The organism is Pseudoalteromonas sp. MM17-2, assembly GCF_022347945.1.
GTDB classification, from domain to species: domain Bacteria; phylum Pseudomonadota; class Gammaproteobacteria; order Enterobacterales; family Alteromonadaceae; genus Pseudoalteromonas; species Pseudoalteromonas ruthenica.
In genome coordinates, this window is record NZ_JAKRFV010000032.1 from 1 (window position 1) to 18,268 (window position 18,268).

Consider the following 18,268-nt stretch of genomic DNA (forward strand, 5'->3'; position numbering starts at 1 on the left):
TAGGAAGTGTCTCGGTTACAAGCAGCCTGTCGTTGTGTTCAATGAATTACGCAATGCAGCCTAATTTAGCGAGTGGTGCACTTCGGACTTGAATTCGCGGCTGTTGGTGAGTTGAATAAGTAAATGTTATTTATTCTCCTGATAGTCTCATTTTTGGGATTTATATATTATAAGTTTTTTGCGAGTACAAAAAACGGGCCTCCGACTTGGCTGTTTTATATAGCTTCAGTCATTTTTGGCGTCTTTTCGATGAATGTTTATATGGAGAACGAAGAAAAGTTTTACCTTGGGGTAATGTCACTGTTTATCTTCGCAATTACAATTTATTTGATGTCTATGAAAATAAGTAAAAAATAGAGTCATGGGCCCTCCTAGATCGATAAAGGGTCAGAGTTGTTGAAATTTGATTGTCGATTCAAAGAGTTAAAATTTATTGCGTGAATAAAAGTCAGTTATCACTAAGGGTATAATCTGCAAGCCTATTGTCAGCTTCTTCAACGGTCGGTATGTTCTAAGGTGTATTGACTGAGAATGTTTCCTGGCGGCATATCAAGTCAGTAAGGAAAATGAAAATCTTTATACTAAGTCAATGGTGGCGCAGTTAATAAGAGGCTTTATTGAGGAAAACCTGAACTTTAGGGGGCTCTAAAAAGTGCACAATAACCCTGAGTCACTCATATTTTATAAGGATTTTTAAATGAGGGTGAGTGAAATTTACTCCCTTTTACTCGTTTTTTTATTAGTGGCGACAACGAAAAGCTTTGCCAACAATAACGCAGTACTGCGAGTGCTAGACGAAGATGTGAAAGCAAAGATAGTACTTTTATCTGACAAAATTACAAAGTGCAAACAGCAAGCTCAATCATCATCTTTGGTACTTGAAACTAACGTATTTAAAAAGTTAAAGGTCAAGAGAGAAGATCTTTTAAAAGCACTATACTACTTAAACATACGAAATAAGAATCTTTGTGAAGGTGGCCTTCGAGAGTCGCTTGCGTATGCTATCGGCCAATTAGCTTATACGCGCAACGAATTAGGGCTGGCTGTTTCAGATTATTCTAAAGCAAGCGCTGAGCTTTTATATGAATCTACAAACTTCTTAAAAGTGAGGGCTCACTATGAAAGTCTAAGCAAACCTTTTCGAGATGAATTAGAAAAGCAAATAGGTACCACCGTTTTTGATTTCAACTCTCTTTTAGAGACCCTGAATACAGATGAATGGTAATTCTTGGAAGCGTAATTTCACATTACTGATATAAACAGCAATAGAAAATTATCCAGCGTCACGAAATGGTGAGCAAAAAGAGTTTTATTTGGATTAGCTAGATTTCCAAGGCCCCTAAGACTGTGTCAGCAATTTTATAGCCCTTCGCAATGGTTGCTATAGGTATCTATAACTAGTATGGGTCGAAATAGGCAGCCAATATCAATGTGATACCCAAACCTATCGTGGAAAAAAGATAAATACATGCCAGCACTTTATCTACAGTTCTAGCATATTTGGGAACAAGTCGACCATCAAACATAAATGTTGGGCCGCGCCAGCGCTTGAAGAAAATGGCCATGGCATAGCACGGAGCGCTAGCACCCACGCCTTTATCCCAGCTCGGTGGTGGCACCCCTTCAGACTCCATGCCTTTACTAATATGAGCGGCAGAGACCCGGTGGAATAAAGCCGTCATTAACAAAAACAGCGGCATAAAAACTATAAAGAGTACGTTTATTAAGCCTTCTATATTTACTATCACCTCACACTCCTTGTGCTGTTAGTGGTGGGCTTTATTTCAGCCTAGTCACTGATGCTATAGACTCTTTTTCGGTGGCAGGACTACATTGGCAAAGATAAGTCCGGCGACCAGCGACATAAAAATCAAAAAGGTTTGTTGGCCGATGTGATCGGCATAGACGAAGTCCTGTCCTTCAATCAGGGAGTTCAAGCCAATATAGGTTTTTGATCCCGGCACCAGTACGATTAGCCCTTGCATAGCCACAATGGAAGCGGGGGCGTTGGCAATGCGATTAAACAGATTACTAAAAATGCCTACGGCTAGGGCGCCGACAAAGGTGCCGAGGGTGTAATCTAAGTAGGCGGCGGAGCCAATGCTGGCACCATAGGCAATAAACCCCGAGGCAATAGACCACAGTGCATGTTTGGTTTTGGTGCGAAAAATAACCACCAAAGATAAACATAACAGTAAAATTGCGAGCCAGGCGGTCCATTTCGGCAGCGGTTGGGGGGCCACAAAGTCAGCCTGACCAAACAGCGCAAAGCCCAGGCCAATGCCGATAAAAGCACCAAAATACAGCTTAAATAGCAACATGAAAGAGTCCATAACCCGTGCTGTGCCCGATACCAGATGCCGTGCCGCCAGCTCGGCGAGCCCGAGCGCCAGGGCGAGACCGGGAATAAACACAATAATGCTGGAGAGCACCACCAAGCGGATATTGATGTAAGGGTCGAGATAGACACTGACGGCGCAGGCGATAAGCGCCGAGACTACCGCCACTAAGGGCTCTAGCATGTGTGCCACGCGCTTTGAGCGCCCGGACCATAACACAAACAGATACACCACCAAGGTCAGCAATGCTGACCACAGCACATCGTTCCAGCTTGTGCCCATCAGCATAGCAAAGGCACCGCCGGTCATGGCAAAGGCACCTGCGGTGGTGAGTTTATTATAAGGCGCGGGCATCACGGCTATGTCGTCAAGGCGCTGATCGGCCTCACTAATGCTGAGCTCGCCATTAAGCAGCAAGTTTACCACTTCATCGGTATTGGCGAGGGAGCCAAGATCGTGATCGCCGGGGTCGACGCGGGCAACATGAGTGTATTCATTCTCATGGCCTTCTGTCCAGATCACAAAGGTCACCGAGGTGGGCGACATTACAAATGAGGATTTGAGTTCCAAGTAGGTCGCCACCTCCATCAAGTGCGCTTCTAGGCGGTAGGCTGGGGTGCCATACTTATGCAGCATTTTACCGAGCTTAACGATAAATTTACGCTTTTCTTTAAATTGGGCGTCTTCCACGCAGTGACCTCAAATCTTTAAAATAAAACAGCACCTTGCATCGCAGGCGCTCGCGCATTTTATTGATCTAAGGTTAACTGTCTACTGATTTCTATCAAGGTTTAAATGAATTTTTCGCTTCAATCCACTGCGCCATATATTGGGTGCTACGCATGGTGTGGTGTTTGAGCATTTGCCCGGTGAAATTATTGCGGCGATGGCCAGCTAAATCTGCGCGTATCCCTTCCAGAGCCGTGATCAGTTGCTTACCGAGAGCTTCGCCGTTATAAAAGCGTTGCAGCAACTCATCGCCATGACGTTGTGCAGCAGCAAATTCGCTGGGTTGTTGATAAAGCTTAACTGCGGCATCGGCAAAGAGCTGCGCGTCATTGCAAATGGCGCCATTCCAGGGTAAATCCCCATGCATGCCCTCCGCGCCAATGGCGGTGGTAACCGAAGGCGTACGGGTGATCATGGCTTCGAGTAATTTGCCTTTAATGCCTGCACCAAAGCGCAGCGGCGCAAGACATACCCGTGCCGAGCTCATGACCTGATGTGCATCTTCGGCCCAGCCCTTGATGATAAAACCGGTTTTCGGATTATTTAATGCAGTGGCCTTAGGCGGTGGGTATGAGCCGTAGATATGTAACTCAGCCTTAGGTAGCTGTTTGCGAATAAGAGGCCAAATCTGTTGTAAATACAGCACCGCATCCCAATTTGGGGCGTGGCGAAAATTACCTATGGTCATAAAGTGTTGGCGCTGCTCAAAACTCGGCCAATGTGAGTGCAGCGCGGCGGTATCAACCATAAACGGCAAATGATGCACTAAAGCGTTATCAACCTTGAATACCTGCTCTAACAGCTGCATTTCGTAGTTGGAGATAATCAAGCTCAAATCGCAGCGTAAAATGGCGGCGATTTCTCTTTTGGCTAGATCACCGTGTAGGTCGTTATTACTAAACTCACGGCCCGCTTTGTGCGCTTCATGGCGAGCGCCGCGCAGGCATTGCAAGTCCTCGGTATCGAGCAGTTTCAGTGCCTCGGGGGCAAACTTATCCACGCGCCAGCCAAATTGCTCTTCCATCATAAACCGGTCGAACATAACAATATCCGGCTGCAACTCGCTGATATAGGCATCAAAGCTACTGCAATTCAGGGCGATATCGCGGCAGGTGATCCCATATTCGGTCAAATCTTGCATGTGTTCGGAGCGCTGTGCAGGAGAGGCAAACTCGACCTGCCACCCTTGGCTGCGAAACAGCTTTAATAACGACATCATGTGGCTGCCCGCCGCCGATGAATTCGGCTCTGGCCACACGTAGCCAATCACTAACACTTGGGTCATAGGCTTGACTCCCGTACTTGTAATTCAACATCTATCAAGGTGCGTACTGGGGCTTTATTACCTGCCATGATTTCTTTTAATACCGCTGTGGTGCGCCGCCCGATTTCTGCAGCGTCAATGCGCACTGAGCTCAGCGCTGGGGTCATCAACGCCGAATCATCCAAATCATCAAAGCCCACCACTTTAATGTCTTTCCCTGGGGTCAAGCCAACCTCACGCATGGCCTCAATAAAGCCATAGGCGATGACATCGGAAAAGCACACCACTGCTTGCACCGAGGGTGCTTGGCGGCGCAGTTTCTGAAAGGCTTGATGCCCGCCTTGGCGTGTCGTCGCAGAGTTAATGATGTGACTGTGTACAGCACTTGGGTGCTCACTGAGCGCTTGTTCAAACCCCGCTAGGCGCTCATGATAATCAGAAATATCACTATTGCCGCCGATAAATGCCAGCTCCTGCACCGCTTGGCTGAGGAGGTGTTCGGCGGCTAAAAATGTGCCTTTGCGATTGTCAGGCAAAATACACGGCGCGCTGCTTAAGCTAATTTCGCGCATGATATTAATAACTGGGAAGCCGCTTTGGATCAGCTCATTCTGCCATTGCTTATCCGTTGCCGGCGCAGGGCACATAACAAATGCGGCGACATTGTACTCTTTTAGGGTGTTGACCACTTGTTGCTGGCGAGCAAAACTCTCGCCGGTGTTAACCAACATGGGAACGAGCCCTAAATCATAAATATATTGCTCCAAGCCCACCGCTAACTGCGCCGAATACGGATTGGTTAAATCATTAATTACCAAAGCCACTAAACGAGAGCGCCTTGAGCGAAGCGACGCCGCATCGCGGTTGTATACGTAGCCCAACTCGGCAATGGCGCGCTCGACTTTTGCCTTACTTTTGTCACTGACCTTGTCGCTGTGGGTGAGCACTAAGGAGACCGTTGATTTTGATACGCCAGCGTGCTCGGCGACATCAAATATGGTGATTTTATCGTTGGGGTGCTTTTTTATCATGGCGTAATACAGCTGCAATATGACGGGCCATACTAGCTTAAATTGACCTAAATAGCAGCCTCGTGATGATGACTTTGTTACGCTGGGCTTATACTTATGACAGACGCGCAAGGAGACATTTATGCCCCAGGTTTTAATCACCGGTGCCAATCGCGGCATTGGCTTAGCCCTAGTACAAGAGTATTGTCAGCAGCAGTGGCAAATAATCGCAACCTGCCGCCATCCAGAACAGGCGCAGGCCTTACAACAACTGGCGCAAGCGCACAGTAACATCAACATTGAGGCGTTAGATATCGGCGATAATGAGCAAATCGCGGTGCTTGCAGAGCACTACCGTGACCTTACTATTGATGTGCTGATCAGTAACGCCGGTATCTATGGTCCTAAAGGCTACAGCCTAGCTAATCTCGACTTTGCTGCTTGGCAACAGGTCATGGACATTAATGTGTTAGCACCGGCTAAACTTGCGCAAGCCTTTTTCCCGCATTTAGCACGCGCCGACAGCGGCGTGTTTGCTGCGTTGTCATCAAAAGTGGGGAGTCACACCGAGAACACTAAAGGCGGTGGCTATATTTACCGCAGCTCTAAAGCCGCGTTGAACTCAGTGGTGAAAAGCCTGAGTAACGACTGGCGCGAGCACGGCATTAAAACGGTGTCCTTACATCCGGGTTGGGTGCGTACACAAATGGGCGGACCCCATGCGCTTATTGATGTCAGTGAGTCGGCGCGTGGCCTAAAACAGGTCATCGACTCGTTGCAGATGTCGCAAAGCGGCGGTTTTTATAACTATCGCGCAGAGCAATTACCTTGGTAACCGGGCATTGGACCCAAAAAGTTGCTCAGCAACACTTAGGCATTAGAATAGCTTTAAGACATTAACAGGAATCCATAACAATAAAGGAAAAATAATGAAAAAACGCTTTATTGCCAGTGTGTTGGGCTTAGCTTGTACGCTAAGCCTCAACACTCTTGCAGCCCCTTCACAGGCTGCGGCACAATCGGGCTATCAAATGCCCTCGCCAGAGCTGGCGCAAGTCGTAGAAGCGAAACTTGCACCCCGGTCGATGTTATCTCCTGATGGCCAATTTGTGGCCTTACTTGAGCGTCGTCGAGTTGAAAGCTTGCAAGCATTGGCTAAACCGGAGCTCAAGCTCGCTGGGATTAAACTAAATCCAAAGAACTTCTCTCGCTCTCGCGTACGTAATAAATACACGGCGTTAAGCTTTAAGGCAGTGGATGGCAGCAAGAGTATCGAAGTCGACGGTTTAGGTGAGGGTATTATGCGCTCACCACAGTGGTCCAGTGATAGTCGCTACCTTAGTTTTGTCTGGGAAACTCCAGACAGCGCCACATTGTGGTTTTATGATATTGAAAACCAGGCACTGCAGCAGCTTTCAGATTTAGCCCTGAACTCAGTGGTGGCAGCTAAGCCCTATCAGTGGCTACCCGATGCCAGTGGGGTGATTATCAACCATGCTATCAATGCCGATAAACAAGCCCCTGAAGATGATGCCAGTACCGTGGTGCCGGTGATCCAGCAAACCACAGGGGAAAAAGCGCCAGCCCGTACCTATCAAAACTTGCTCACCAGTCCTCATGACGAAGCGTTATTCAAGTATTACGGGCAAGGACAGCTGTATCGCGTTAGCCTCGATGGCAAGGCGACAAAAGTAGGTAACCCCGCGTTATTTCGTCGCTTTAGTGTTTCACCCGATAGCACCAATCTTCTGATTGGCGCATTGAATGAGCCGTTTTCTTATCAGGTGCCTTATTATCGCTTCGCCGCGACTTGGTCTGTCTGGGGCATGAGTGGCTATGAGCGTAAACAGCTGGCGCAACAGCCACTGGCGGATAATATTCCCCAGGGCTTTGACAGTGTGCGCACCGGCCCTCGTGACTTTGAATGGCGTGCTGATAAAGGGGCAACGGTGATCTGGGCTGAGGCTCAAGATGGCGGCGATATGAAAACCGATGTGCCGCACCATGATTACGTTTATAGCTTGAGTGCACCCTTTAAGCGTAAACCTAAGCTGTTTACTAAAGTAGAGCGTCGCTTCGCTGGTATTACTTGGGGTAACGATACGGTGGCCACTCTCAGTGAATGGCGCTTTAGCGATCGCATGTTACGTACTTGGGTTATTCAACCTGACGATGCATCCAGCTCCCCGGTGCTCTTCTCAGAGCGTAGCTACAACGACGCCTATAAAGACCCTGGTGATCCGATTTACACCACCAACGACCTCGGCGCTCGAGTAATGAAAGTTATCGGCGACCGCTATGTGTTTTTACGCGGTAATGGCGCTTCAGAAAAGGGCAATATTCCATTTTTAGACCGCTATGATGTAAAAACCAACAGCACCCAGCGGTTGTGGCAAAGCCAAGCGCCTTATTATGAGCGCGTGGTGGGGATGCTTGATGATGAAGGACGCCGTTTTATTACCGTGCGTGAGTCAAAAACCGAGCAGCCTAATTTATTTATTCGTGACTTAGACAATAATGCGTTAACTCAGCTGACCGAGTTCCCGCACCCGTACCCGGCATTTAAAGGGGTGCAAAAAGAGCAACTGCGTTATCAGCGCGATGACGGTGTTGAGCTCTCGGGCACCTTGTATCTACCTCCAGGTTATGACCCTTCACAGGGCAGCATTCCGGTGCTGATGTGGGCCTATCCACTCGAGTATAAAGATAAAGACGTGGCTTCTCAGGTGCGGGAGTCACCCTATGAATTTACCTATATCGGCTATTGGGGCCCAATGCCCTATCTCGCTAAAGGTATTGCCGTGTTTGATGACCCGAAAATGCCTATTGTAGGCGTGGATGGCAAAGAGCCGAACGACACCTTCCGTAAACAGTTAGTGGCCAGCGCTCAAGCAGCGGTGGATGTACTGGTAGAAAAAGGCGTCGCCGATAAAGACAACATTGCTATCGCCGGGCATTCTTATGGCGCCTTTATGGTGGCTAACTTGCTGGCCCATAGCGACTTGTTCAAAACCGGAATTGCCCGCAGTGGCGCTTATAACCGCACCTTAACGCCATTCGGCTTCCAAGGTGAGGAGCGCAATTTCTGGGAAGGGCAAGACGTGTATGCCAACATGTCGCCATTTTTCCATGTCGATAAGATTAACGAACCGATGTTGATGATCCACGGCAAGGAAGATCCCAACAGCGGCACCTTCCCAATGCAAAGTGAACGTATGTATGCGGCGATGAAGGGCCTAGGTAAGGATGCACGTTTGGTAATGCTGCCTTACGAGGCCCACGGCTACCGTGCCCGTAAGAGCCTGCTTCATGTTTTATGGGAGCAGGAGCAGTGGCTAGATAAGTATCTGCTCAATACCCCTAGCGAATAACTGAAACCATGCTAAAAGCCCGAGTTTATCTCGGGTTTTTTTATGCCTGTAAGCGCCAGCAAGACAGGGTGTTAGTCGCTGGATATTTGGTTCGCTGGCCAGAGGAGAGGCGCTGGTTGTGGTTGAGAAGCACACTATAAGTATGGTATGTATATTGTATACAATAATAAAAAGACATCATTATGACCACTTCGCTGCAAGCTCAACAACACGCAACCAAGCACTGGCGCTTCGGCGCTCGATTCTACATTGCTAACTTAATGGAGGTATTTGAACGCCTCGCTTGGTATGGCTTTTTCGCGGTTTCATCGGTGTATATGACTACACCACAAAGTCATGGAGGAGTCGGCTTTAGCGATAGTCAACGCGGTGCCGTTCAAGGCATTATTCCCTTCTTTTTGTATTTATTGCCGGTGTTAACAGGGGCCTTGGGCGATCGAGTGGGCTATCGCAAGATGTTTATCGTGTCATTTATGCTGATGGCGCCAGGGTATTACCTGTTAGGGGAGGCGCGTAGCTTTTGGCCGTTTTTTGCTGCGCTGTCGTTGGTGGCATTGGGGGCGGCCTGTTTTAAGCCTGTGGTGGTTGGCACCATTTCCCACAGCACCAATGATCATAACCGGGGCGTGGGCTTTGGCGTTTTTTATACCATGGTTAATATTGGCGGTTTTATAGGCCCTATGGTTGCTGGAGCGATGCGAGCGATTAGCTGGGATGCGGTTTTTCTTATGTCGGCAGCATGGATAGTGCTGAATTTTATTCCAGTGTTGTTGTTTTATCGTGATCCGCCTGCTTTGCGTCAACAACACACCTCACTAAGGATGATATTGAAGCAGGCGCAGCAGGTCCTGGGCAATGCTCGGTTTGCTTTGCTCATTGCCCTGAGTGTAATCGTGCTGATGAGCGCCGGTGTACAATGGCTTAGCTATGGCAGCGCATTTCTCTTGATTGCTCTGTGGCTGGGGGCCAATTTGCTCTGGGATAGGCTACCCGGTGCGACAATGAGCGCCAAGACTTGGTGGCGACAACCTATCCGTATTAGTAACCCGCGTTTTGCCTTGTACTTGTTGATTCTGACGGGATTTTGGACCGTCTATAACCAGCTTTTTTATACCTTGCCTTTGTATATTCGCGACTACGTTGATACTGGCGATGTGCTGGCGCTACTGGCAGTATTTGGTGACTCGGCGGTGAATTTTTTTGCCCATGTCGACCAAGGTGCCTTAGCACAAGCCGTTAATGCATTGTTTTTGCAGCTGCAACAAGACCCAAGCAACATCGATTTAGAGGCGTTACGGTTGCAGTGGGTGCATTACAAAGTCAATGTTCCCAACGCAGAGCTGGCGGTGCTGGTGGAGCGCTTGTCACTGTTGGCTCAGCAACAAGCGCAGCTCAATACGGTGCAACTTACGGCCATGGTCGATGCGCTTTCGGCGTATCGGCAAATAAATCCGGAGTACCTTATTAATTTAGATTTTGCTGCCATCGTGTTGCTGCAAATCGCGCTAAGCGCACTGTGTCAGCGCTTTAAAACATTTTATGTATTAAGCGCAGGGTTGGTAGTGATGGCCACCGCGTTTTGCTACCTCATAACGGTGGATATGCATGCCAGTGGTTGGGCTGTGGTGTGCGTTATTTTGCTTATCGCCTTGGCAGAGATGCTCACTTCACCAAAAAGCCAAGAATACGTAGCCAGCATTGCCCCAAAGCAGCAAGCGGCGCTCTACATGGGTTACTACTTTGTTTCCATGGCTTTGGGCTTTTTATTTGCCGGGTTTTTATCTGGGTGGAGTTACTCGCAGCTTACCTTAGTGCTCGGGCGTCCAGAACTAATGTGGGGACTGTTCGCCGGGATAGCTGCGCTCACGGCAGTCGCACTTATTTACTTTCATAACACGGTGAAAAAGTAGCGACTTTAATAATTTTAATCCCACTAGTGGTAGTGTATCATCGGAACTTCATAATTGAATCACCCGCTAATTTAGGGTGTGTGAAGTAGGTTAAGTGATGGTAACGGCAGCACAAATACAAAGGTTTTTTGACAATGAGTTTCCCGGCTCAAATATTGTTGTTGAGCGTGTAGGTCCTAAACAGGCGCAACTACGTAGGGCGGTAAATAAAGCGGATTTGCGCCCCGGTGGCAGTGTTTCCGGCCCTTTTATGATGGCACTAGTGGACGCAGCCCTTTATGCCGCGATCTTTGCGGAGCTTGGTATTGTCGCTCACGCAGTGACCACAAACCTCAACATTAACTTTTTGTCCAAACCTGAAGCTGAGAAGGATGTTATTGCGACGTGTCAACTTATCAAGGTGGGTAGTAAACTTATTGTGGGAGAAGTTACTTTACGCTCGGATACACACACTGAACCTGTTGCTCATGCGGTGGGGACTTATTCGATTCCTCCGATGCGCTAGTATACACCTCGGCAAAAAGACATATATGTTGGGGCAATGGTTGGAGCAGTGATCTGAGTCATTGTTTATCTATGAAAAGGGTGTTAATAATTACTTAGATTTTATTGGCAAATAACATAACAATGACAAGTTTGTCCCATGGTACATCGCAAGTTAGCGCCCAGGGTGGGGTAATAGAGGCGCGTTTTATTGGCAGCTTTAATGCGCTCGGCGTACAAGAATATGCACGTAAAGTAAAAGCGCTTGTTGCGGATTTTGACGGTGCGAAGTTCTCAATGCTAATTGACAACACGGGGTTCGAAGGGGGCACACCAGAAGCGTATCAAACCCTCGATAATTACAATGACTGGTTGAACTCGCAAGCACTGATAGCCAAAGCCTTTGTCATTCAAAGCACCATGAATAGGCATATTTTGATGCAGCGCACGCCCGCGTTAGCGACCCAAAAAGTGGCCTTTTTTACCGATATTAATGAGGCGAGAGCCTGGCTGAAAAAGCAAGACGATAACGTTTAGCTTGGCAGGTTATTCGACTCCGACCACTGCCTGAGTTCTTCAAGTATACTCAAGGCTGACTTGCCAAACTCGCTAAGCTCATAAGTTACTGCCACAGGACGCGTGCTGATCACTTTGCGTATAACCATGTTGTTGGCTTCTAACTCTTTAAGGCGCTGATCAATCATCTTTTTACTGGCTCCGCCTAACATGCGTACTAAGTCATTAAAACGCACTGGCTCATCTTTTAAGTGATAGATCACTGAACCCGTCCATTTTCCGCCGATAAGGCGCATCCCTTTTTCAATAGCGCAAGGCTCGGTGCACGCGTTCAACACTTTTTTTCTGCCCTTACTATCTGTTTTTACAGAACTTTGCATTATAGACCCTAGTCTTTTTATTAGGTTACTAAAAGTATACTAATTGTTTTTAGTTTCTAGGTCACTATTATAAACTACGTGGTTTTAAAGTTAAACATTCACCTAGGAGACTTGCATATGAGTAACGTACTGATCATTAATGCACACCATCACTACCCGTTTTCGCCGGGAAATCTCAACCAAAGCTTTGTTGATAAAGCAAAAACACTATTAGCAAACAAAGGTTACAACATCCAAATAAGCAAACCCTCAGAGGGGTTTGATGTGGAAGCTGCGCTGGCACAGCATCAATGGGCCGATATCGTGTTAGTGCAAATGCCCTTGAATTGGATGGGGGTCCCCTGGTCATTCAAAAAGTATATGGATGAAGTGTATACCGCTGGTATGGGCGGAGCACTGTGTCATGGCGATGGACGCAGCGCCGATGCACCGCAAAAAAACTACGGCCGTGGCGGTACCTTAGGCGGTACTCGTTATATGTTGTCGGTGACGGCCAATGCGCCGCAACAAGCCTTTAATGACCCTGAAGAGTTTTTTGACGGTCATAGCATCGACGATTTATTAATGCCCATGCATATGAACTTTAAGTTCTTTGATATGACGCCAATGCCGACATTTAGCGCTTTTGACGTGATGAAAAATGCTCAGCCTGAGGCCGATTTTGCGCGCTTTCAAGATCACCTAGAAGCACATTTTTAAGGAGCTCGCAATGAACGAATATACGCAAAAGTTACACGCTGGCAGCGAGTTTCCAGTTATTAAAGTGCCAACGTTGGCGGGCGCTGAAGTGCAATTAGGTCATACCCGATCACCTTATGACTGGCAATTGGTGGTGGTTTATCGGGGCCGACATTGTCCCATGTGTAGCAAGTATCTTACCCAGTTATCGGCCGTGACTGAGCAACTACATAGCCTGGGGATTGATGTTATTGCGGTCTCTGCTGATAGTAAAGAACAACTTGAAAGACACCTTGAGGAGTTGACTGTGCCTTTCCCCATTGCCTATAACTTAAGCCTTGCTCAGATGCGGGCTTTGGGGTTGTATGTCTCGGATCCTCGCTCGCCAGAGGAAACAGATCACCCCTTTGCCGAGCCCGGACTCTTTGTGGTCAACGCTCAGCAGCGCTTGCACGTGGTGGATATTTCTAACAACCCCTTTGTACGCCCCGAGCTCAGTACCTTGGTTAGCGGTCTCAAGTGGATACGTGATGTTAACAATAACTACCCCATTCGGGGCATGCGTAAAGAGGTGGGGTTAAATGAATACTCAGTTAGTTATTGCCATGATGACGCTGTTGGCATGCCTGCAAGGAGTAGCTAAGGCGGCGATACCAGCGCATAACGCTGCGCCAGCGCAGTATCAAGTGCTGTTTGAGAATGACCAAGTATTGACCTTGAAAATGACGCTGGCCGCCAATGAACAAGATAAGTGGCACAGCCATCACAGTGAAACGGTTTATTTTCAGCGTGGCGGAACTCTTGCTATTGAAACCGAGCATGGTGTGCAAGAGGTCACTGTAGCCGATGGTGAGGTCATGTGGCATCCGTCTTGGCGCCATCGCGTCACAAACCTCAGTGCCCACCCCGTAGTGGCGATTATTGTCGAACAAAAGCCACAATGACTGAGGGGGTTATGGTCGCAGCTGAGTTCAATTTGACATCGGCTGCGATCTCTTTGTTATAGCCCAAATGGGTTATCAATGCTGTGTGCCGGCTCAGTAAACCATTTTGGCCCCTCAGCCGTGGTGTAAAAGTGATCTTCTAAGCGGATACCAAATTCGCCGGGAACTACCAGCATTGGCTCATTAGAAAAACACATATGTTCTGCCAACACCTGCGGGTTGTCTTTGACTAAATAAGGCCATTCGTGGATATCTAAACCAATGCCGTGCCCTGTGCGGTGGGGGCAACCAGGTAATTGGTAGTCTGGCCCCAGACTTTGGGCGCTGAGATAATTGCGCGCGGCTTTATCTACATCGCCACAGGTGTTGCCTACTTGGGCGGCTGCAAAGGCTTTTAACTGGGCGTTTTTCTCATACTGCCAAAACTGTTGTTGTCGAGCGCTTGCTTCGCCAAATATATAGGTACGGGTGATATCGCTGAGATAACCGTGTAACTGGCAGCCGGTATCAATTAGCACCATATCCCCTTGTTTCAGTGTTTGTGGGTCTTTCACTCCGTGTGGGAAGCTGGTGGCTTGGCCAAAGAGCACAATACAAAAGTAGTTGCCGCTGGCACCGACTTTTTTATGTGCTGCATTAATAAATGCCTCGACCTCAGTTGTGGTGATCCCCTCATGTAACATCGACGCCGTGGCTTTGTGCACTTCTAAGGTCATGTCCATTGCCCGCTGAATAAGGGTAAGCTCGTGAGTGGATTTGTGCATGCGACAATGGGCTGTGACTTCGCCAGCATTGACCAGCGTTAATTGTGGCGCCGCTTTAGTGATACCATCGGCGATGAAAAATTGCGCGCTTTCGTCAATGCCCAGCACCGCATCGTCGCCACAACCCATGCCTTTTAGCACCTCGGCAATCAAAGCATAAGGGTTTTGCTCTTCTTGCCAACCATGAATATCGGCATCAATCACCTGGTAATCTCGCAACGAGCCTATTTCGAAAAAAGGCGCGACGAAGGCCAGCTCGCCTTGAGCAGGCAGTAACGCGCCCACCAAGCGCTCACTGGCATACCACTTTAGTCCCGTGAAATAGGTCATGTTAGTACCAGCATTTAAATAAAGGGCATCAATGCCATTTTCCTGCATAAAAGCCTGGGCTTTGGCGATGCGTTGGCGATATTCGTGTTCATCAATGGCGCTGATATCGCCGGTCATATCGCTCAGTTGTGCTAAGGCTTGTTGTTGGTTTTGATAGCCAATGCCTTTCATAACGCTTTGCTCCTGTTACCTTGAAACCGCGCGATGCTCAAGGCATCGATATTCATCGCGGTGGGTTGTTGATTAATGAGTGCAGCAATCAACTCACTGGTGATGGCTGCTTGGGTTAACCCCAAATGTTGATGGCCCAGCGCCAGCAATAGACTTGGATGCCTGGGGGCTGCGCCAATGACCGGTAATGAATCTGGCAAAGAGGGTCGCGCCCCTTGCCAACAGGCCTGCTGGTCGAACTCAGTGCCCAGTTGCGGCAGCAACTCCCGCGCATGAGCCAATAGAGCGTGAGCGCGCACCATATTTGCAGGCGCTTGCAAACCGGCAAATTCAACCGTGCCGGCCAGTCGCAGGCCTGCACTCATGGGCGTCATAATAAACTGTCGCTCAAAGCTGGCCACCGGGCGTTTGAGCCCGAGGTGTTCGGATAACTGATAATGATAGCCGCGCTCTGCCTCTAGCGGCAGGGCATAGCCTAATTGCTGACACAGTACTTTACTCCATGCGCCGGTACAAACAACCGCTTTGCGATAAAGCTCGCGGCTGGTTGCGCTACTCACCCGACAATGTGAATGCGCACAGGTCAAGGAAGTGACGGTCTCGGCGCGGTAGTGCCCGCCTAAAGCACAAAACTGGCTGAATAAGTATTGGCTTAATGCGCCAGGGTCGGTGCTGTGGCCCACGGCTTTAAAATAAAGCGCGCCGTCGATATGGGCAGTTAAAGCCGGCTCTAGCTCATTGACCTGAGCGCGCTTGAGTATCGATACGTCCACGCCTTGGTGCGAGTACTGCGCAGCCACGGCTTTTATTTTATTTGTTGTCGTGCTCTCGAAGGTTAACAGTGAGCCCTGGTGTTTGACGTACTGGTGGTAATCATTTGCGAGTAAGCGCTGCCACGCGCCGAGGGCATGGCTGTTTAAGGTGCTCAAGACTTCAGTGTGGCGACGATAACGATGCGGCATCATATTGGCCCCAAAGCGAGCAAGCCATGGTAGTAGCTGGGGTAGGTATGTGGGCGCAATACGCAGGGCAGAGCGCTGGCTGATCAGCATTTTCGGCAGCTTAGGGAGTAATGAAGAGCAGGCCATGGGGAACACTTGTTCGGTGGCAAAGTGGCCGGCATTGCCAAAAGAGCATTGGCTGCCCGGCGGCTTAGGGTCATACAAGGTGACTTGATAGCCTTGGCGCTGCAATTGATACGCACAGCTCAAGCCAATAACGCCGGCACCGAGCACCGCAACGCGGTTGTTAGCAGCATGATGTTGAGCCTGACTTTGCATTCCTCGTTTTCACCTCTTAGATATTTCTTTTTATAAAATTAAACTGCTTACAACTCATGCTATTACGTTTATGAGTGCGCTTATTTAGCTGGCTTACACAGGGTTTATTAATTTTGCATGTTGAATATTGTATACAATATATCTATGATGGCAAGCATAACGACAACAGAGGAACTAATATGAACGTAAATTGGCAGGGTGTTTATCCGGCAGTCACCACGCAATTCCATGATGACGACAGCATCAACTTTAAAGCCACCGCAGCGATGATTGATAACCTTATTAACGAGGGAGTGCATGGCATTATTGTGCTTGGCACCGTCGGTGAGAACTGCTCGCTGCGCAGTGAAGAAAAGCGCCAAGTGTTGGCAATGGCAAAAGAGGTGGTTGGTACACGTGTGCCGCTATTAACCGGGGTGGCTGAAACAACCACGCAATTTGCTATTGAATTTGTCGCCGATGCGCAAGCCGCAGGAGTGGATGGGTTAATGGTATTGCCAGGCATGGTGTACCGCAGCACTGAGCGCGAGGCCATTGATCACTATCAGCGTATTGCTAGGTCGACCCAGTTACCTATTATGATTTACAACAACCCGGTGACCTATGGCGTCGATGTGTCTATTGCCGGCATGCACACCTTAGCGCTTGAGCAAAACATCGTTTCGGTGAAAGAGGCGACCGAAGATACACGCCGTATCACCGAGCTGCTTAGTGCGTTTGGTGAGCGTTTTATGGTGTTTGGTGGTGTTGATGATATTGCTCTTGAGTCCTTAATGCTCGGCGCCACCGGGTGGATATCGGGGCTTACCAATGTCTTTCCTCGTGAGTCTGTGGCCATTTACCAATTGGCTCGACAGGGGCGTTATGAGGAGGCGCGGGAGCTTTGGCAGTGGTTCTTGCCACTGCTGCGTTTAGACACCATCCCCACCTTAGTGCAATGCATTAAATACGCTGAACAACTGGCTGGACGAGGCAGTGAGCGCACGCGCGCACCGCGCTTGCCACTAACCACAGAGCAAAAAGCTGAAGTGGAGCGCCTTTATAACACGGCCATTGCCAATCGTATCGACTTAAGCAAGTACAACCTGGACTAGCCTATGAACCGGGGGACCTTTTTCTGTATTGACGGCCATACCTGTGGTAACCCGGTGCGCTTGGTAACAAGCGCCCACCCACCGCTGCCCGGCCAGAGTATGAGTGCGAAACGACAACACTTCTTGCAGCATTACGACTGGATCCGTCAAGCGCTGATGTTCGAGCCGCGCGGGCATGACATGATGTCAGGGGCTTTTTTGTATCCGCCGACCACAGCAGATGGCGATGCCGCGATTTTATTTATTGAAACTTCGGGCTGTTTGCCAATGTGCGGCCACGGCACCATAGGCGCCCTGACATTTGCATTGGAAAATGGTCTGCTGACACCGCAAGACCCACATCAGGTGCGCTTAGATACACCGGCCGGGCGCGTGGATGCTCATGTGCGTCGTAGTGGCGACAAGGTCGATGCAATCAAGCTTTACAACGTGCCTGCCTTTTTGGCTTTTGAGCAACTCACTATTGAGGTGCCTGAGCTGGGGGCGCTAACCATAGATATTAGCTTTGGCGGCAATTTTTACATCATTGTTGAGCCGCAAGCTAATTTTGCTGGCATAGAGCATTGCAATGCTTCGTTCTTACTGCGCTACAGTCCGTTGATACGCGATATTGTCAATGCTCAAGTCGAGTGCATCCACCCGCAAGATCCCACTATGCGCGGGGCATCCCACGTACTGTGGACCGGACAGCCCAAACACGCCAGCTCCGATGCCGCCAATGCGGTGTTTTATGGCGACAAGGCCATAGACCGTTCGCCCTGTGGCACCGGGACCAGTGCGCGCATGGCACAGTTATATGCGCAAGGGCGCTTGCCTATCGGGCAAGCCTTTGTTCATGAAAGCTACATCGGCAGCCAATTTATTGGCTGCATCGAGGCGGTGACCGAAATCGCAGGGCGCACCGCAATTGTTCCTAGTATCGAGGGCTGGGCCCGCGTCACCGGTCACAACTGCATTGTGGTTGACGATGACGACCCCTACGCCTTCGGCTTTCAAGTGTTATAA

The 18,268-nt window shown here is 49.0% G+C and carries 18 protein-coding genes; 11 read left to right on the top strand and 7 right to left on the bottom strand.

Annotation, left to right across the window (positions count from 1 at the left end):
* The first annotated feature begins 703 nt into the window (after positions 1-703).
* Positions 704-1,225: a hypothetical protein gene (locus MHM93_RS18355; protein WP_239450106.1), complete on the top strand. Its 522-nt coding sequence runs from the start codon at positions 704-706 to the stop codon at positions 1,223-1,225.
* A 172-nt stretch (positions 1,226-1,397) separates the two neighbouring features.
* Here the strand turns inward: MHM93_RS18355 and MHM93_RS18360 are convergent, their stop codons facing one another.
* The 4 genes from MHM93_RS18360 to MHM93_RS18375 all read right to left on the bottom strand — a co-directional run bounded on the left by MHM93_RS18360 (position 1,398) and on the right by MHM93_RS18375 (position 5,363).
* On the bottom strand, positions 1,398-1,748 hold the full coding sequence (locus MHM93_RS18360) for a hypothetical protein (RefSeq protein ID WP_239450107.1): 351 nt from the start codon (positions 1,746-1,748) through the stop codon (positions 1,398-1,400).
* Between the two features lie 54 nt (positions 1,749-1,802).
* On the bottom strand, positions 1,803-3,029 hold the full coding sequence (locus tag MHM93_RS18365; protein WP_022946616.1) for a threonine/serine exporter family protein: 1,227 nt from the start codon (positions 3,027-3,029) through the stop codon (positions 1,803-1,805).
* A 94-nt stretch (positions 3,030-3,123) separates the two neighbouring features.
* The gene (locus MHM93_RS18370) at positions 3,124-4,353 is read right to left on the bottom strand and encodes a glycosyltransferase (protein WP_239450108.1); all 1,230 of its coding nucleotides are present in this window, start codon (positions 4,351-4,353) and stop codon (positions 3,124-3,126) included.
* Positions 4,350-5,363 (bottom strand): LacI family DNA-binding transcriptional regulator, encoded by a 1,014-nt coding sequence (locus tag MHM93_RS18375; RefSeq protein ID WP_045979043.1) that lies wholly within the window; start codon positions 5,361-5,363, stop codon positions 4,350-4,352. The genes MHM93_RS18370 and MHM93_RS18375 overlap by 4 nt, the downstream gene beginning before the upstream one ends.
* Positions 5,364-5,484: 121 nt before the next feature.
* Here MHM93_RS18375 and MHM93_RS18380 point away from each other — a divergent pair, with 121 nt between their 5' ends.
* From MHM93_RS18380 to MHM93_RS18400, 5 genes are all read left to right on the top strand, one after another.
* A complete protein-coding gene (locus MHM93_RS18380) occupies positions 5,485-6,177 on the top strand; it encodes an SDR family oxidoreductase (protein WP_239450109.1) in 693 nt (230 codons plus the stop codon).
* Positions 6,178-6,271: 94 nt separating this feature from the next.
* On the top strand, positions 6,272-8,713 hold the full coding sequence (locus tag MHM93_RS18385) for a prolyl oligopeptidase family serine peptidase (protein WP_239450110.1): 2,442 nt from the start codon (positions 6,272-6,274) through the stop codon (positions 8,711-8,713).
* 182 nt (positions 8,714-8,895) lie between these two features.
* Entirely contained in the window at positions 8,896-10,623 is a 1,728-nt protein-coding gene (locus tag MHM93_RS18390; protein WP_239450111.1) for an MFS transporter, read from the top strand.
* Between the two features lie 97 nt (positions 10,624-10,720).
* Positions 10,721-11,128, top strand: coding sequence for a PaaI family thioesterase (locus tag MHM93_RS18395; protein WP_022945480.1), 408 nt, complete (start codon positions 10,721-10,723; stop codon positions 11,126-11,128).
* Positions 11,129-11,250: 122 nt separating this feature from the next.
* On the top strand, positions 11,251-11,643 hold the full coding sequence (locus MHM93_RS18400; RefSeq protein WP_239450112.1) for an STAS/SEC14 domain-containing protein: 393 nt from the start codon (positions 11,251-11,253) through the stop codon (positions 11,641-11,643).
* Here MHM93_RS18400 and MHM93_RS18405 read toward each other — a convergent pair.
* Positions 11,640-12,002, bottom strand: a complete 363-nt coding sequence (locus MHM93_RS18405) for a helix-turn-helix domain-containing protein (protein ID WP_022945478.1) — start codon at positions 12,000-12,002, stop codon at positions 11,640-11,642. The genes MHM93_RS18400 and MHM93_RS18405 overlap by 4 nt on opposite strands.
* A gap of 117 nt (positions 12,003-12,119) precedes the next feature.
* Here MHM93_RS18405 and MHM93_RS18410 point away from each other — a divergent pair, with 117 nt between their 5' ends.
* Genes MHM93_RS18410 through MHM93_RS18420 form a run of 3 tightly spaced genes read left to right on the top strand, consistent with a single transcriptional unit; the run spans position 12,120 to position 13,624 of the window.
* The gene (locus MHM93_RS18410; protein WP_239450113.1) at positions 12,120-12,701 is read left to right on the top strand and encodes an NAD(P)H-dependent oxidoreductase; all 582 of its coding nucleotides are present in this window, start codon (positions 12,120-12,122) and stop codon (positions 12,699-12,701) included.
* A gap of 10 nt (positions 12,702-12,711) precedes the next feature.
* The gene (locus MHM93_RS18415; protein WP_239450114.1) at positions 12,712-13,323 is read left to right on the top strand and encodes a redoxin domain-containing protein; all 612 of its coding nucleotides are present in this window, start codon (positions 12,712-12,714) and stop codon (positions 13,321-13,323) included.
* Complete coding sequence (locus MHM93_RS18420; protein ID WP_239450115.1) at positions 13,262-13,624, top strand: hypothetical protein; 363 nt, start codon at positions 13,262-13,264, stop codon at positions 13,622-13,624. Before MHM93_RS18415 ends, MHM93_RS18420 begins: the two co-directional genes overlap by 62 nt.
* Positions 13,625-13,680: 56 nt before the next feature.
* Here the strand turns inward: MHM93_RS18420 and MHM93_RS18425 are convergent, their stop codons facing one another.
* Both MHM93_RS18425 and MHM93_RS18430 read right to left on the bottom strand, forming a co-directional pair.
* Positions 13,681-14,889, bottom strand: coding sequence for a Xaa-Pro peptidase family protein (locus tag MHM93_RS18425; RefSeq protein ID WP_239450116.1), 1,209 nt, complete (start codon positions 14,887-14,889; stop codon positions 13,681-13,683).
* Positions 14,886-16,169, bottom strand: coding sequence for an FAD-dependent oxidoreductase (locus tag MHM93_RS18430; RefSeq protein ID WP_239450117.1), 1,284 nt, complete (start codon positions 16,167-16,169; stop codon positions 14,886-14,888). The genes MHM93_RS18425 and MHM93_RS18430 overlap by 4 nt, the downstream gene beginning before the upstream one ends.
* 179 nt (positions 16,170-16,348) lie before the next feature.
* Between MHM93_RS18430 and MHM93_RS18435 the strand changes: the two genes are divergently transcribed.
* Both MHM93_RS18435 and MHM93_RS18440 read left to right on the top strand, forming a co-directional pair.
* The gene (locus MHM93_RS18435; RefSeq protein ID WP_239450118.1) at positions 16,349-17,263 is read left to right on the top strand and encodes a dihydrodipicolinate synthase family protein; all 915 of its coding nucleotides are present in this window, start codon (positions 16,349-16,351) and stop codon (positions 17,261-17,263) included.
* 3 nt (positions 17,264-17,266) lie between these two features.
* Positions 17,267-18,268, top strand: a complete 1,002-nt coding sequence (locus MHM93_RS18440) for a 4-hydroxyproline epimerase (protein ID WP_239450119.1) — start codon at positions 17,267-17,269, stop codon at positions 18,266-18,268.